Below are 15,385 nucleotides of genomic sequence, written 5' to 3'. Positions count from 1 at the left end.
ACCAAGGTTGCATGTAGAATGGAGGAAAATGAAATGGCAAAAAAGATGCCCGAAATTGGGGATTATAAATATGGATTTTCAGATAAAGACGTTTCTATCTTTCGTTCTAAACGTGGATTAACGAAAGAAATCGTTGAAGAAATTTCAAAAATGAAGGCTGAACCACAATGGATGCTAGACTTCCGTTTGAAAGCGTTAGAGCATTTTTATAAAATGCCAATGCCACAATGGGGCGGTGATCTGTCTGCTTTAAACTTTGATGAAATTACGTATTATGTAAAGCCATCAGAGAAAACTGAAAGATCTTGGGATGAAGTTCCAGATGAAATCAAACAAACATTTGATAAGCTTGGTATTCCAGAAGCTGAGCAAAAATACTTAGCAGGTGTATCTGCTCAGTATGAATCTGAGGTTGTTTATCATAATATGCAGGAAGATCTTGAGAAAATGGGAATTGTCTTCAAAGATACAGACTCTGCATTAAGAGAAAATGAAGATATTTTCCGTGAGCATTGGGCAACTGTTATTCCACCTACGGATAATAAGTTTGCTGCTTTAAACTCAGCTGTATGGTCTGGTGGATCTTTCATTTATGTTCCAAAAGGAATTAAAGTAGACACACCATTACAAGCATATTTCCGTATTAACTCTGAAAATATGGGACAATTTGAAAGAACGTTAATCATCGTGGATGAGGGCGCAAGTGTACATTATGTAGAAGGTTGTACAGCACCAGTTTATACTACGAACTCTCTTCATAGTGCGGTTGTTGAAATCATTATAAAAAAAGATGCATATTGCCGTTATACAACGATTCAAAACTGGGCAAACAATGTATACAATCTAGTAACAAAGCGTGCAGTTTGTGATGCGAATGCTACCATGGAATGGATCGATGGAAATATTGGTTCTAAATTAACAATGAAATACCCTGCTGTCATCTTAAGAGGTGAGGGAGCAAGAGGAATGACGTTATCTATCGCTCTTGCTGGTAAGGGACAACACCAAGATGCTGGAGCAAAAATGCTTCACTTAGCTCCAAATACATCATCTACAATTGTTTCTAAGTCTATTTCGAAACAAGGCGGAAAAGTAACATATCGCGGTATCGTTCACTTTGGACGTAAAGCAGACGGTGCTCGTTCTAATATCGAATGCGATACATTAATTATGGATAATAAATCTACTTCTGATACAATTCCTTATAATGAAATTTTAAATGATAATATTTCATTAGAGCACGAAGCAAAAGTTTCAAAAGTATCAGAAGAACAATTATTCTACTTAATGAGTAGAGGTATTTCAGAAGAAGAAGCAACAGAAATGATCGTAATGGGCTTTATCGAGCCATTTACAAAAGAATTACCAATGGAATATGCAGTAGAGATGAACCGTTTGATCAAGTTCGAAATGGAAGGCTCTATCGGTTAATATATCCAGTTAAGAAGGCGAACCATTGAGGTTCGTCTTTTTTTATTTTTGTTAGGAAGAAAACGTTTTTAGCTGCATAAAAACTATATTGCATTCCCAAAAGTAGTGTGTTATATTAGCCTCAAGAACTTATTAAAGTAGTTTAATAAGTTTTATTTTGTTCACTTATTAAATATCTTTAATAAGTTGAATCGAAAGGAGGGGAATAAAGTGGATGCAACTCCCAAATCTATGAAAATTATTATCCAGCAAAATATTCGTCAATTTCTTTTAGCCAATGGAAGTGCTACGAAGGTGGAGCTGAGTGATAAATTAGGAATTAGTTTTCCTACTATTAGCAAATTTACGGCACAGATGGAAGAGGATGGAGAATTACTGTCAGCGGGTTTAGATGATTCGAGTGGCGGCAGACGAGCAAAGCGGTATACATATAATCCTGAATATATGTTAGGGTTAGCCATTTTTTTAGAGAAGACCGAAACCAATTATATTGTGTTTAACTGCCTGGGAGAAGAGAAGGAGACTGGTAAAATTTCCAGTGCGTTAAAGGATGACAATGTAAAATTACTGATCGAGTATGTGGAAGCGTTACAAATGCAATATCCAAAGATTAGCTCTATTTCTATTGGTGTGCCTGGTTCGGTTGATAATGGACGAATCATTTACAGTCCTGATTATGAATATCTTCATGATTTTGATTTAAAGGGATACTTAGAAAATTATTTTTCGATCCCCGTGGTCATTGAAAATGATATGAATGCAGCAGTATTAGGTTATCAAGATCAGCAGGAGAAAAAGAACGATAAATCACTTGTTTATCTCTATTCTGGCCAAAATGGTCCAGGAGCTGGAATTATCGTAAATGGAAAGATTGTACGAGGGAGTACTAATTTTGCAGGGGAAGTATCCTTTGTACCGCAATATAATAACCGAAACTTTGGACAGACCTTTACAAATGGAAAAGTATTCTTTTCAAAGGAAGATGAAGTTGATGCCATAAGTAGACTAATTGCTTCCTTTGTGGCAATTATTAACCCGCATGCGGTTATTTTCTGTAATGATGAAGTCACTCAAACCACAATCAACCATATCAAACAACAAAGCTCCACCTATATTCCGGCAGAACATCTTCCTGAATTTAGAATGAGTGACTGGAAGCAAGATTATTTATATGGATTACAACGACTTGGACTCGATTTAATCATTACAGGAATAAGTAGTAAAACAAATGAATAGTTTGCAAAATGCTTACAGAGTGGGGGTTAACTATTGGCGACATTTTTTTTAGTAATCATCTATTTGGCTTTTATCAGTTTAGGTTTGCCAGATTCTTTATTGGGAGTGTCATGGTCTTTAATGCAAGTGGAATTTAAGGCACCCCTTGAAACTGCAGGAGTACTTTTTATGACAATTGCAGGGGGGACGATCATATCCAGCTTTATTAGCGGTACGGTGCTGAAAAAATTTGGAACTGGAATGGTTACATTTGTAAGCTGCTTTATGACAGCGGGAGCTCTATTAGGGTTTCATTTCGCACCATCGATTGTATGGCTGTTCATTTTTGCCATCCCGCTGGGCTTAGGTGCAGGTGCTGTAGATACAGGTTTAAACAACTATGTAGCAAGCCATTACAAGGCGCATCATATGAGCTGGCTTCATTGTTTTTGGGGAGTTGGAGCTACGCTTGGACCAATTATTGTGGCTCAGTTTATATCTAGAGATAATTCTTGGCGAAGTGGTTATTTTGCCATCGCAAGCATTCAATTTATTCTAGTTGTCATTTTGCTTTTCACACTTCCCCTATGGAAAAAGATAGAAAAAGTTCCTAAACAGGTGCACGAAAATAAAATAGAAGAGTCCACTAGTACATTGGATGAAGCATATTTGGAAAATCAAAAACCTTGGCAAATAAGAGGGGTTAAGCTAGCTTTACTTGCATTTTTATTTTACTGCGGGGCGGAAGCAGCAGTTGGACTTTGGGGAAGCAGCTTCCTCGTAAATGTTAAAAATTTATCGATAGATGTAGCAGCCAAATGGGTTTCCGTGTTTTATGCAGGAATTACCATTGGAAGATTTATTACAGGCTTTATTACATTAAAAATGAGTAATCAAAGATTGATAAGATGGGGACAAATAATTGCGTTAGTTGGGGCAATTCTATTATTTTTGCCATTCCCTGTTCTTTTTTCACTGGCAGGCTTTATTATGATTGGTTTAGGTTTAGCACCGATATTTCCATGTATGCTGCATGAAACACCACTACGTTTTGGACAGAAGCATTCCCAAACCATAATGGGGTATCAAATGGCTATTGCCTATACAGGCAGTACCTTTCTTCCTCCCATTCTCGGATATGCTGCAGCAAAATCAACAATAGGAATTTTCCCTTTTGTTATTGCAGGTTTTATTGCCATGATGCTATGGGGATCGGAAAGGTTAAATGGAGTATTGCATATAAGAGAGATAAAAAAGGATACCGCGAGTGTGAGTTAAGTTAATTAAAGAAGGAGTGACAGGAACATGAAAATAGAACATGTTGCAATCTGGGTGAAAGATTTAGAAGGAATGAAGACATTTTATACGACCTATTTTGAAGGGACAGCAAATTCGAAGTATCAAAATATAGAAAAGAAATTTGAATCCTATTTTATATCGTTCAAGGAGGGAGCTCGCTTAGAACTTATGCGTAAAGCGGGGATAGATAAGTCTGATTCAGATGATAGAGTTGGCTGGGCGCATATTGCTATTTCATTAGGAAGCAAAGAAGCAGTTAATCAACTGACGGAACGATTACAAAAGGATGGCTTTCTGCTAGTTAATGGGCCTCGTCTAACAGGGGACGGCTATTATGAAAGTGTGATAGAAGATCCAGAAGGAAATCTTATAGAGTTGACGGTCTAATGCGGATAGAAGGGAACAAAAAAGTGAAAACAGAAAAAGAAAAAATGGTAAATGGAGACTTCTATAATCCAGCAGATCCAGAATTAATGAAGGATCGAAATAATGCGCGAAAGCTAACAAGAATATTTAACGAATCCATTGAAACAGAAGACAATATACGGTCCGTCCTATTAAAACAATTATTTGGTTCCACAGGAACTAATATATTCATAGAACCAACCTTTCGTTGTGACTATGGATATAACATCCATGTAGGGGAAAACTTCTTTGCTAATTTTGATTGTGTGTTTTTGGATGTTTGTGAGATTAGAATTGGGGATAATTGCTTCATCGCCCCGGGAGTACATATTTATACAGCGACACATCCTTTAAATGCTCAAGAAAGAATAGCAGGAATTGAGTACGGAAAACCGGTGAATATCGGAAATAATGTCTGGATGGGAGGAAGAGCAGTTATCAATCCAGGGGTAAGCATTGGAAATAATGTGGTGGTTGCATCTGGTGCAGTTGTAACAAAGGACGTACCAGATAATGTTGTTATTGGTGGAAATCCAGCAAGAATTTTAAAAAAAATAGTTGAGTAGAATAGGAGAGTTGGAGGAAAGCGAATGATTAAATTAGTGCTGACAGACATGGATGGAACATTTTTAAATAATAATGGGGATTTTGACCGAGAATTGTTCAAAGAAGTAAAGAATCTAATGAAAGAAAAGGGTGTAGCTTTTGCACCTGTTACTGGTAAGCAATGTGAACGGGTTGAAGAATTATTTGGTGAAGATGCGAAAGATATGTGGATTCTAGGGGATAGCGCCACCCGCATCAAGCATAATGGTAAATTTGTTTATGAATCGCTGATAAGCAATGAATTGGGTCAAGCGATTATTCAGTTGCTAGAGGAAATCAGTCTAAATCATACTATTATTGCTTGTACGAGAAGTGGTGCAGTTATAAAGGATAGCGTTATCCCAGAAGAAGTTGCTATTGTAAGAAAATCTTATACACAAGTGAGAAAGGTATCAGACTTTAAAGAAATAACAGAAGATTTCGTGAAGATAACAATTCATGATTCAGAGCTTAAATGTTTTGAAACAAGAGAAAAATTATCATCCTTTTTCGAATCTGCTTATATTGTAGCATCTGAGGCAGCTTGGATTGATATAGCCAATGTAAATGTTCATAAAGGGACAACAGTCGAGCATTTGCAACAATTATTAAATGTTACCCCTGAAGAAACAATGGCATTTGGCGATAGCTATAATGACATAGAACTTATGAGTCGCAGTATATATAGTTTTGCTGTTCGGAATGCCGTAAAGGAATTAAAAGAGACAGCTAATTTCATCACTCGCTCAAATGAAGAAGATGGTGTAATGAGAACAATCATTCAACTGTTATCTCTTTTATAGATGGGAGATAGAACCAATCTGTTTTGATAAAAAATGACAAGAAGTGAATTCTAAATATGATTTTAGGAAGAGAAGACTTTTCATTTCTCCTCTTTTCGTATATAATTTCTTTATTGGAAAAGAGGGTGTATAATGGAGAAAACAAAACCTTATGGGACTGTTCTATTAAGAGCTGCAAAAATTATGGATTATCTCTCAGAAAATCCTAATCAAACATTGCAGAACATTGCTCAAAACACAGAGATGACAACTTCAACTACTTTGAAAATATTGGACACTTTATTGTTAATTGGCTTTGTTAGTAGAGATAAAAATAAAAATTATCGATTAGGATCTAAACTTATTCGATATGCCAATCAAGGTGTGGATCAGCTGGACTTAGTAGAGCTGACATTGCCTTATTTAGAAAAACTGCAAAAGTTAATTGATGAAACCATTCATTTAGGTGTACTTGTTGATAATGAAATTTTATATGTAAACAAGCTAGAGGCTAAACATCAGACAATAAGAATGTCTTCAAGGGTTGGGATAACAAGGCCCTTGTACAGTTCAGCAATGGGGAAGGCGGTTCTTGCAGAGCTGGAAGAAGAAGAATATTTAAATTACCTAAAAACAACTCCTTTAGTTCCATTTACAGAGCATACAATAACCAACTCTTTAAAGCTTGCATCAGAATTACAGAAAGTGGGAGAGACTGGTATTGCTTTTGATGACGAAGAAATGGAGAAGGATATCTTCTGTATTGGAGCATCTTTAAAAAAAGATGGAAAAATCATTGGAGCATTTAGTGTAAGCATGCCGAAATATCGGCTTACAGAAGAATTTAAAAAACAAATAATAAAGGCTATCGTCGAAACGAAAAATGAGATAATGCAAGTTGTGACTCATTAAATCGTTTCGGCGATTTTTTTTATTTAATGATTAGCGTTTACATTTTTCGAAAAAGTATGTATAATCAAGATAAATTTCTTAATAATAAAATTGTATTTCTAAATAAGAAAAGAGTGGTAGAAATGAAACGAGTTGAAACGTTACGGCGCTTAAAGAGTGCTGGGGTGATTGCAGTAGTCCGCGGGAACAGCAAGGAAGAGGCAGTAAAGGCTAGTAATGCAGTGGTTCAAGGTGGCATGAAGGGAATCGAATTAACTTTTACGGTTCCTAATGCTGATAAAGCCATTAGTGAATTAGTAGAGTTGTATCAGAATGATTCTAATATTGTAATAGGTGCAGGTACGGTGTTAGATGTAGTAACTGCTCGTTTAGCTATCATGGCTGGGGCAGAGTATATTGTCAGCCCAAACTTTGATAGAGAGACAGCCGAACTATGTAATCTTTATCAAACTCCCTATCTTCCAGGATGCTTAACGATAACAGAAATGAAAGAGGCATTAAAGGCAGGAGTAGATATTATCAAACTGTTCCCAGGCAGCGCCTATGGGCCAAGTATTGTATCCGCTTTTAAAGCGCCAATGCCTCAAGTTAATATTATGCCGACAGGTGGAGTAAGCTTAGAAAATATGGAAGACTGGTTTAAAGCAGGAGTAGTAGCAGTTGGCGTAGGAGGAAATCTATTAGCGCCTGTAGCAAAGGGAGATTTTACGAAAGTTACAGAGATTGCTAGTCAATATATGGAGAAATTTCATCAAATAAAAGGAGCATAAATATGGGAAGGGTAGTTACTTTAGGTGAAATCATGCTTCGTCTATCCACTGATTCTGGTGTACGAATTGCCCAGGCTGATAATTTTTGTGCACATTATGGCGGGGGTGAAGCCAATGTCGCTATTTCACTTGCCAATTTTGGTCACGATGTCTACTTTGCTAGTAAAATTCCAGACAATGGCTTAGGAGAAGGTGTAGTAAAGCATTTAAATCGTTATGGTGTTCATACTAACTTTCTCTTAAAGGGAGGATCTAGGTTAGGCACTTATTATGTGGAGGCTGGAATTGGTGAACGAGCAGCCAATGTCATTTATGATCGTGCAGGTTCAAGCTTTGCCGAAATGACAGAAAGTGAATGGCAAAAAGAAGAACTGTTTAATAACGTAGATATCTTTCATATTTCAGGAATTACACCTGCGTTATCCTCAAGTTGGAAAAAAACAACCATTTCACTCATAGAAGCCGCAAAAGAGGCTGGCTGTAAAATCAGTTTTGATATTAATTATCGAGGAAAATTATGGTCTCAGAAAGAAGCAGGTGAGACAATTTCTGAAATATTGCCACTGGTAGATTACTGTTCAGCTGGCAAGCTTGATGCTCTCTATTTGTTAGGAATTCCGGAGGCAACTGAACAGGAGAATGAATTAGTTTACTACTATCAAGAAATACAGAAGAAATTTCCTGCTATCTCTGTTTTATATTCCACAAAAAGAACGGTGGTATCTGCTAGTTGCAATGAATTAATAGGAACATTATGGATGGATGATCACTACTATGAATCTCAAAATCATGTAATTAATCCAATCGTTGATAGGGTAGGAGCAGGTGATGCTTTTTCCGGTGGAGTTCTGCATGGAATACTAGCCCAAAAAAGTCCACAGAAAATGATTGACTTTGCGACAGCTGCATCCGCTTTGAAACATACAATTCATGGTGATTGTAATCAATTTAGCGAACCAGAAGTCAACAGCTTTTTACTAGCTGGCTCTGGAAAAATAAATCGATAGGAGTGTAGAAAAATGCAAAACATGGAAACTCGTTATACACATAGCCCAGAGGATATTCGTCATTACTCTACAGAACAATTGAGAAAAGAATTTTTAGTAGAAAAGGTGTTTGTGCCAGGGGAAATTAGTTTAACGTATACACATAACGACCGTATGATTTTTGGCGGAGTTACGCCGACCGATAAATCCTTAGAAATCATTTTGGATAAGCAATTGGGTGTGGAATATTTCTTGGAACGCCGTGAGCTGGGAGTTATTAATATCGGTGGTCCGGGTTATATCGAAATCGACGGAGAAAAAGAAGAAATGAAAAAACAAGATGGATACTATATTGGCAAAGAAACACGTCATGTTGTTTTTTCTTCCGAGGATCCAAACAATCCGGCTAAATTTTATATTAGCTCCGTACCAGCACATCATAAATATCCAAATGTAAAAATTAGTATTGATCACATTAAACCAATGGAAACTGGAGAAGCCTTAACATTAAATCAGCGTAAAATTTATCAATACATACATCCAAATGTATGTGAAAGCTGCCAATTGCAAATGGGCTATACTATCTTAGAGCCTGGAAGTGCATGGAATACAATGCCTTCTCATACACATGAAAGACGCATGGAAGCATATGTTTACTTTGATATGGAAGAAGATACACGTATTTTCCATATGATGGGGAAACCTGATGAAACAAAGCATTTAGTTATGAGCAGCGAACAAGCTGCTATTTCACCGAGCTGGTCTATTCATTCTGGGGTTGGTACCAGCAATTATTCTTTTATCTGGGCAATGTGTGGCGAAAATATCACTTATACCGATATGGATATGATACCAATGGATAAATTGAAATAAGAGGAGAGAAAGCAATGGCATTCACGATGGATAAATTCCGCATTGATGGAAAAGTAGCCTTAGTTACAGGTGCAATATATGGAATTGGTTTTGAAATCGCAAGCGCTTTATCAAAAGCAGGTGCGAAAATCGTGTTTAATTCCTTAAACCAAGAATCTGTCGACCAAGCACTTCAAAGTTATCAAGAAGCAGGAATCGAAGCAAAAGGCTATGTATTTGATGTTACAGACGAACAGGCCGTGCAAGCTGCGGTTGTACAAATTAAAGAAGAGGTTGGTCCCATTGATATTTTAGTTAACAATGCTGGGATTATCAAGCGTGTACCAATGGTAGAAATGTCTGTAGAAGATTTCCGTCAGGTAGTAGATGTAGATTTGAATGGACCATTTATTGTTTCCAAAGCAGTTATACCTGGTATGATTCAGAATGGCGGCGGTAAGATCATCAATATCTGCTCCATGATGAGTGAATTAGGCAGGGAAACAGTCAGTGCATATGCTGCTGCTAAAGGTGGGCTAAAGATGCTGACAAAAAATATCGCTTCTGAATATGGAGAGTACAATATTCAATGTAATGGAATCGGGCCAGGTTATATCGCTACACCACAAACTGCCCCATTACGCGAAAAGCAAGCAGACGGATCCCGTCATCCATTTGATCAGTTTATTATAGGGAAAACGCCTGCAGCCCGTTGGGGAAATCCTGAAGACCTAGCTGGTTCAGCTGTATTTTTAGCATCTGAAGCATCGAACTTCGTGAATGGTCATATTCTCTATGTAGATGGTGGTATACTGGCATATATTGGTAAACAGCCTTAAGAAGGATAAGCAATCGTGCTATTTCAATCAATAAAGAAATGATATTTTTACTAGTTCAATAGCTGAAAGTATCTGTACATGTTTTAAATTTATCTTAGAGGTTCCACTAAATCGGGTGACTGATTTAGTGGAACCTCTTTTTCTTTTAACTTAGTTATTTATGGTGATTATGATATGATATTTAATATAAGAAATAAAAAAACAGTTATATTCTTGGAAATGAAGTTAGTGTTTTTCTCTATGTAAGTATTGCTTTGAGAAAAACAATGTAATAGAGGTGATTTTATTGATTCATATTGGATTAACAGGCTGGGGAGACCATCCGAGTCTTTATGGAAAAAATACTTCATCACAAAATAAGTTAATGGAATATGCCGGTTATTTTCCTACTGTGGAAGTGGATGCTTCTTTTTATGCTGTGCAGCCAGTCCGGAACGCGGAGTCTTGGGTAAAGAAAACACCTGACTCTTTTCAATTTATCGTAAAGGCATTTCAAGGAATGACAGGACATAACCGTGGAGATATTCCTTTTTCCTCGAATGGTGAAATGTTTGCTGCATTTATCGATTCCTTAGTTCCGTATAGAAAAAGTGGCAAATTAGCGATGGTTTTATTCCAATTTCCTCCTTGGTTTGATTGTACAAAGGATAATGTAAATACTTAAGAGCATGTAGAAAAAGGATGGAAGATATTCCTTGTGCACTTGAATTTAGACATCAATCATGGTTTGATTCCAAATATCGAGCAAGTACCCTTCAGTTTATGAAGGAAGAGAATTGGATACATAGTATTTGTGATGAGCCTCAAGTAATGCCGGTTTCAATTCCTACAGTTCTAGAAGCGGTTGGCGAAGATAAAGTGCTCATTCGGCTTCATGGAAGAAATTATTACGGGTGGCAGCAAAATAATAATCCAAATTGGCGAGAAGTTCGCTATTTATATCGGTATAATACAGCAGAATTAAGTGAGTGGGCTGAAAATATTCGCCTGCTTGAAAAGCAATGTAAAAATATTTATGTGCTCTTTAATAATAATTCTGGTGGAGATGCGGCTGACAACGCAAGAGAAATGATTGATTTATTAAAAATAGAATATACGGATTTAGCTCCAAGACAATTGGATTTATTTTAACTGGCAGAAGAGTGAAGAAGAATATTTCTGCTATAGAATAGATAATTGTCTAAAAAAGAGAAAATACAAATAAGGAAGGCGAGAAGATGGAAGTCATCCATATATATCATACTAATGATTTACATAGCCATTTTGAAAATTGGCCAAGAATTTATGAATTGCTGCGTGAAAGAAAAAAATGGCATAAAGAGGCTGGCGAAGCTGTTTATTTATTTGATATAGGTGACCATTTAGATTTGTCTCATCCTTATACGGAAGCAACTAAAGGTAGAATTAACACACAGCTGTTAAATGAAGAACACTATGATGCAGTGACAATTGGGAATAATGAAGGAATTACATTGTCTTATGAAGGATTAGATCATTTATATGATGAAGCAAAATTCGATGTAATTGTTGCTAATCTCTACAAACATAATGGGGAACGTCCTGATTGGGCAATTCCTCTTCAAATATTTAAGACAGCTAAAGGAACAAAAATTGGTGTTATCGGTATTACGGCCTATTTTGAAAAGTTATATGAGCTTTTAGGATGGAAATTGACAGATCCAATAGAAGAATTATCTAAGCAATTAGAAAAAGTCAGAGGAAAAGTTGATATTATTGTATTGCTTTCCCATTTAGGGATAAATGACGATGAGATGATTGCAGCTAATTATCCAGAAATAGATGTGATTCTTGGTGCACATACCCATCATATTTTCCATCAAGGAAAAATAATTAATAATAATCTTCAAGGTGCTGCTGGTAAGTATGGTTATTATCTAGGTCATATTGAATTAAAGGTCAATGCTTCCAAAAAAATAATTGATAAAAAAGCCATATTATATGAAACAAGTAAGTTGCCGATTGCAAATAAAGAAGAAGCCATTGTGGAAAATTATTACCAGCAAGGGAAATTAGCTTTATCAGAAAAGGCAGCGACGATTGATGAGTATTTATCTAGAGAAGCGCTAGCAGAAATGCTCTGCGAAAAATTAATTTCGTGGTGTCAATCGGATTGCGCAATAGTAAATGAGGGCTTAATTTTAGATGGATTGCAAGCAGGGGATATCACTTTCTTTGATTTATTATCGATTTGTCCACATCCGATTAATCCATGTAATGTGACATTAACTGGAGCGGAATTGAAAGAAATAATACTTGAAATGAGATCCGACAAGTGGGAGACAATGCCTGTCAAGGGCCTTGGATTCCGGGGAACTTTAATGGGGAAAATGATTGCAGCAGGAATTACGCATGAGATAATCGGAGAAAGAGAGCAGTACTATATAAATGCAAAGGAAATACAGGCAGATCAGAATTATGTTGTCACAGTACCTGATATGTTTACATTTGGTAATTTTTTTCCAGCTATTTATCGTGCAACAAAGAAAGACTATTTTCTTCCTGAATTTATGCGTAATATTCTTGCTGACACTTTACAAAATAGGATAAAAGCGTAAGAGGCAATTTTTTCATTTCTTAAATAAAGAAGAAAACACCGATTTCTCCTCTCTTGAATATACTTATTAGGAAGGGACAGAGAGGAGTGAGCACAGAGTATTATGATTGATGTGTATCCTGTTGATATCAATGGACATACTTTTATTGCGGTCTCGGTATTATTGCCTAAAACTACTTTGCTTGCTGTGAAAAATGATAAAGGCTATATCATGTGCGGTGCCTTAGATGTGGCATTGTTAAATGATAAGCTGAAAGACCGGAAAATCATCGCAGGCAGAGCTGTTGGTGTGAAAACGATTGAACAACTGCTAAATGCACCATTAGAGTCTGTGACAATGGAAGCAGAAGCATATGGAATTCATAAAGGGATGATTGGAAGAGAAGCATTATTGAAAATGGTATAAAGGATAAAGAGATAAAGAAGGTTTAACGAATTAGAGGGGTATTGCCCCTTTTCGTTAAACCTTCTTTTTTGGAAGTGAAGGAAATAAATATCCCTGCATTTGGACTATTTTTTAAAATTTAACTTTTCTTTTATAGGTATAAAGAAACAAAAGCAAAAGTACGATATAATAGATACTATATAAATTATTAGGAGCTATTAAAGCATGAGACTAGTTGGGACAAAGAATATAAAAGAAGGTGCAATCTTAGCTAAGCCTATATTAAATGATCGCGGAAGAGTGTTAATAAATAGTGGGATAAGATTAGAGAAAAAGATGATTAAAAGGCTGCTTGACTTTGGTATTAGCTATGTTTATTTAGAAGATAAACATACAAAGGATATTAAAGTGAATGATGCCATATCTGAGCAAGTTAAGATGGAAGCGATGCAAACTATTGAGAAAAGTTTTGATATGATAAAAAGTGCAGATGCTGATGATATTTCGATGGTGATGGAGAAGAATACACCTATTTTTAAGAAATTGGTTGAAAAAGTACTATTGGAATTAAAAAATCATGAACATCTTTCTTCCGTTATGTCGGATGTTTATCTATATGATAATTATATTTTTTCGCATAGCTTAAATGTGACTATTTATACGTTAGCATTAGGTTTAGAGTTAAAACTTCCGCCGAAGCAGATGGAAATCCTAGGGCTTGGGGCTATTTTACATGATATTGGTAAAATGAAGGTTCCGTTAGAAATTCTCCTCAAACCAGGATCGTTAACGGCAGAAGAATTTGAAATTATAAAAAGTCATGCAGAAGCAGGCTTTGAGATGCTAAGAAAAGTGGAGACACTGCCTTTACTTGTTAGTCATTGTGCCTACCAGCATCATGAGCGCTTAAATGGGTCTGGTTATCCGAGAGGCATAGAAGCAAAAGATATTCATTTGTTTGGAAAAATTATTGCTGTAGCAGATGTTTTTGATGCCATTACATCCAATCGCGTCTACCATGATGCATTATTACCACATGAAGCATTAGAGATTTTATATACGGGTTCAGGCTATCTATATGATGCGAAAATTGTCGAAGCATTTAGAAGAGCGATAGTCCTTTATCCTAATGGATTAAGTGTTATGCTAAGCAATGGAGAAAAAGGGATTGTATGTAAACAAAATAAGGGAATGAATGAAAGACCAATTGTACGAATTGTGGAAAGAGAGGGGAAAGAAATTCCTCCATATGACTTGAATTTAAAGGAAGATCTCTCAATTGTCATAACGCAATGTGATTCCCTCCAAAATCCTTTGTGAACATATAGGCGATAAGAATGGAGCTATATATCCTTATCGCCAAGTAAGTAATTTATTTTTTCTTTCTTGATTTTATCTTTTCTTGTCTTTCCCATAATCGTAAGTGTGCGTACGGATCATAGGACCATTCTGTATAGCCGTTATCTTTATAGATACCATAATGTAGATGAGGAGGGAATTTTCCAGAAGTTCCTGGTGGTCCATACCCTGAACTTCCAACTCCACCAATAATCATCCCTGGCTCTACGACCATTCCAGCCTGAATCTCTTTTGAGAATCCATTTAAATGAGCAAAATAATGATAATTATTATTAATATCTCTTATTCCGATTCGCCATCCGCCGTAATTATTCCAGCCTTTCATTTCTACAATCCCATAGGAAGTCGCTTTTACAGGGACTCCATAGTCCGCAAAAATATCTGTGCCTTCATGAATTCTTTTTCCTCCCCAGCCACGGGCGTCCCCCCAAGTACTGCGATAGCTATGATCACTTCTTAAGGGCAGAGGAAAGGCATGATCATCTAAATTTAATCTACCAAAGTGGTTGTAAATGGCTGCTTTTCCCATTATGATACTAACAGTTTTATCCCTTTTATAGTAGTTCCATAATCCGATTTTAAAGTTATCCTCATCAATGCCATATTGACTTATATAATTGGAGAATGCGGAAAGGATATCTTCATCATTAAATCTATCTGCTTTTCCATCTCCATCACCGTCAGCACCAAGGCCTCCAAATAAAGGAATGGTTAAAGGGTTATTATCCTCTGGATTGGGATTAATAATACCAGCCCATTCTTCCTTCGTAAAATAAATCCCAGTGTATCCCTTTGCCTTAGGGATATCTTTTCTTGAGGAGCGAATGTTACGCTCATATTGATCGACAGCAGCTATATAATACCAAGGAATTTGATATAATGCTTCTATTTTTTTATAAAGTTCCATCCTTTTTGTGTATGGGTCAGTCATTTTTTCATTAGCAAATGTGACAGTGTTAGGTAGTAAAAACATAAGAATAATGATTATAA

Annotated in this window: 15 protein-coding genes and 1 pseudogene; 15 read left to right on the top strand and 1 reads right to left on the bottom strand. The window is 36.3% G+C overall.

Annotated features, from left to right (window positions below; translation table 11 throughout):
* Nucleotides 1-33 precede the first annotated feature (33 nt).
* From sufB to NST77_RS14720, 15 genes and pseudogenes are all read left to right on the top strand, one after another.
* Nucleotides 34-1,431: a Fe-S cluster assembly protein SufB gene (sufB, locus tag NST77_RS14790; protein WP_095330491.1), complete on the top strand. Its 1,398-nt coding sequence runs from the start codon at nucleotides 34-36 to the stop codon at nucleotides 1,429-1,431.
* A 231-nt stretch (nucleotides 1,432-1,662) separates the two neighbouring features.
* Nucleotides 1,663-2,667 carry an ROK family transcriptional regulator gene (locus tag NST77_RS14785; RefSeq protein WP_206427998.1) on the top strand — a complete coding sequence of 335 codons (1,005 nt, stop codon included), beginning with the start codon at nucleotides 1,663-1,665 and terminating at the stop codon, nucleotides 2,665-2,667.
* Between the two features lie 33 nt (nucleotides 2,668-2,700).
* Nucleotides 2,701-3,924, top strand: a complete 1,224-nt coding sequence (locus NST77_RS14780) for an MFS transporter (RefSeq protein ID WP_095330492.1) — start codon at nucleotides 2,701-2,703, stop codon at nucleotides 3,922-3,924.
* A 27-nt stretch (nucleotides 3,925-3,951) separates the two neighbouring features.
* Entirely contained in the window at nucleotides 3,952-4,332 is a 381-nt protein-coding gene (locus NST77_RS14775) for a VOC family protein (RefSeq protein ID WP_095330493.1), read from the top strand.
* Nucleotides 4,333-4,355: 23 nt separating this feature from the next.
* On the top strand, nucleotides 4,356-4,916 hold the full coding sequence (locus NST77_RS14770; RefSeq protein WP_095330517.1) for a maltose acetyltransferase domain-containing protein: 561 nt from the start codon (nucleotides 4,356-4,358) through the stop codon (nucleotides 4,914-4,916).
* Between the two features lie 24 nt (nucleotides 4,917-4,940).
* Entirely contained in the window at nucleotides 4,941-5,738 is a 798-nt protein-coding gene (locus NST77_RS14765) for an HAD family hydrolase (protein ID WP_163187799.1), read from the top strand.
* A gap of 132 nt (nucleotides 5,739-5,870) precedes the next feature.
* On the top strand, nucleotides 5,871-6,629 hold the full coding sequence (locus NST77_RS14760) for an IclR family transcriptional regulator (protein ID WP_123258148.1): 759 nt from the start codon (nucleotides 5,871-5,873) through the stop codon (nucleotides 6,627-6,629).
* 122 nt (nucleotides 6,630-6,751) lie between these two features.
* Nucleotides 6,752-7,399 carry a bifunctional 4-hydroxy-2-oxoglutarate aldolase/2-dehydro-3-deoxy-phosphogluconate aldolase gene (locus NST77_RS14755; protein ID WP_095330496.1) on the top strand — a complete coding sequence of 216 codons (648 nt, stop codon included), beginning with the start codon at nucleotides 6,752-6,754 and terminating at the stop codon, nucleotides 7,397-7,399.
* Nucleotides 7,400-7,401: 2 nt separating this feature from the next.
* The gene (locus tag NST77_RS14750) at nucleotides 7,402-8,406 is read left to right on the top strand and encodes a sugar kinase (protein ID WP_123260644.1); all 1,005 of its coding nucleotides are present in this window, start codon (nucleotides 7,402-7,404) and stop codon (nucleotides 8,404-8,406) included.
* A 21-nt stretch (nucleotides 8,407-8,427) separates the two neighbouring features.
* Nucleotides 8,428-9,258 (top strand): 5-dehydro-4-deoxy-D-glucuronate isomerase, encoded by an 831-nt coding sequence (gene kduI / locus NST77_RS14745; protein WP_123259151.1) that lies wholly within the window; start codon nucleotides 8,428-8,430, stop codon nucleotides 9,256-9,258.
* A 14-nt stretch (nucleotides 9,259-9,272) separates the two neighbouring features.
* Nucleotides 9,273-10,076 carry a gluconate 5-dehydrogenase gene (locus tag NST77_RS14740; protein ID WP_095330498.1) on the top strand — a complete coding sequence of 268 codons (804 nt, stop codon included), beginning with the start codon at nucleotides 9,273-9,275 and terminating at the stop codon, nucleotides 10,074-10,076.
* Between the two features lie 286 nt (nucleotides 10,077-10,362).
* A pseudogene (locus NST77_RS14735) lies at nucleotides 10,363-11,207 on the top strand (DUF72 domain-containing protein).
* A gap of 86 nt (nucleotides 11,208-11,293) precedes the next feature.
* Nucleotides 11,294-12,652 carry a bifunctional metallophosphatase/5'-nucleotidase gene (locus NST77_RS14730; RefSeq protein ID WP_095330500.1) on the top strand — a complete coding sequence of 453 codons (1,359 nt, stop codon included), beginning with the start codon at nucleotides 11,294-11,296 and terminating at the stop codon, nucleotides 12,650-12,652.
* A 102-nt stretch (nucleotides 12,653-12,754) separates the two neighbouring features.
* Nucleotides 12,755-13,057 carry a YunC family protein gene (locus NST77_RS14725; protein ID WP_095330501.1) on the top strand — a complete coding sequence of 101 codons (303 nt, stop codon included), beginning with the start codon at nucleotides 12,755-12,757 and terminating at the stop codon, nucleotides 13,055-13,057.
* A gap of 204 nt (nucleotides 13,058-13,261) precedes the next feature.
* A complete protein-coding gene (locus tag NST77_RS14720; protein WP_095330502.1) occupies nucleotides 13,262-14,356 on the top strand; it encodes an HD-GYP domain-containing protein in 1,095 nt (364 codons plus the stop codon).
* Nucleotides 14,357-14,408: 52 nt separating this feature from the next.
* Here the strand turns inward: NST77_RS14720 and NST77_RS14715 are convergent, their stop codons facing one another.
* A complete protein-coding gene (locus tag NST77_RS14715; RefSeq protein ID WP_164464147.1) occupies nucleotides 14,409-15,368 on the bottom strand; it encodes a M23 family metallopeptidase in 960 nt (319 codons plus the stop codon).
* Nucleotides 15,369-15,385 lie beyond the last annotated feature (17 nt).

Source organism: Niallia sp. FSL W8-0177 (assembly GCF_038006285.1).
GTDB classification, from domain to species: Bacteria; Bacillota; Bacilli; order Bacillales; family Cytobacillaceae; genus Niallia; species Niallia circulans_A.
Note: the sequence above shows the minus strand (reverse complement) of the source record. Positions and strands in the feature narration are given on the sequence as shown.

Excerpts from the sequence above, each read along its gene's own strand:
- NST77_RS14720 (WP_095330502.1), top strand. The coding sequence starts at position 13,262 with ATGAGACTAGTTGGGACAAAGAATATAAAAGAAGGTGCAATCTTAGCT.
- sufB (WP_095330491.1), top strand. The coding sequence starts at position 34 with ATGGCAAAAAAGATGCCCGAAATTGGGGATTATAAATATGGATTTTCA.
- NST77_RS14730 (WP_095330500.1), top strand. The coding sequence starts at position 11,294 with ATGGAAGTCATCCATATATATCATACTAATGATTTACATAGCCATTTT.
- NST77_RS14755 (WP_095330496.1), top strand. The coding sequence starts at position 6,752 with ATGAAACGAGTTGAAACGTTACGGCGCTTAAAGAGTGCTGGGGTGATT.
- NST77_RS14785 (WP_206427998.1), top strand. The coding sequence starts at position 1,663 with ATGAAAATTATTATCCAGCAAAATATTCGTCAATTTCTTTTAGCCAAT.
- NST77_RS14725 (WP_095330501.1), top strand. The coding sequence starts at position 12,755 with ATGATTGATGTGTATCCTGTTGATATCAATGGACATACTTTTATTGCG.
- NST77_RS14740 (WP_095330498.1), top strand. The coding sequence starts at position 9,273 with ATGGCATTCACGATGGATAAATTCCGCATTGATGGAAAAGTAGCCTTA.
- NST77_RS14775 (WP_095330493.1), top strand. The coding sequence starts at position 3,952 with ATGAAAATAGAACATGTTGCAATCTGGGTGAAAGATTTAGAAGGAATG.
- NST77_RS14715 (WP_164464147.1), bottom strand. The coding sequence starts at position 15,368 with ATGTTTTTACTACCTAACACTGTCACATTTGCTAATGAAAAAATGACT.
- NST77_RS14765 (WP_163187799.1), top strand. The coding sequence starts at position 4,941 with ATGATTAAATTAGTGCTGACAGACATGGATGGAACATTTTTAAATAAT.
- NST77_RS14750 (WP_123260644.1), top strand. The coding sequence starts at position 7,402 with ATGGGAAGGGTAGTTACTTTAGGTGAAATCATGCTTCGTCTATCCACT.
- NST77_RS14760 (WP_123258148.1), top strand. The coding sequence starts at position 5,871 with ATGGAGAAAACAAAACCTTATGGGACTGTTCTATTAAGAGCTGCAAAA.
- kduI (WP_123259151.1), top strand. The coding sequence starts at position 8,428 with ATGGAAACTCGTTATACACATAGCCCAGAGGATATTCGTCATTACTCT.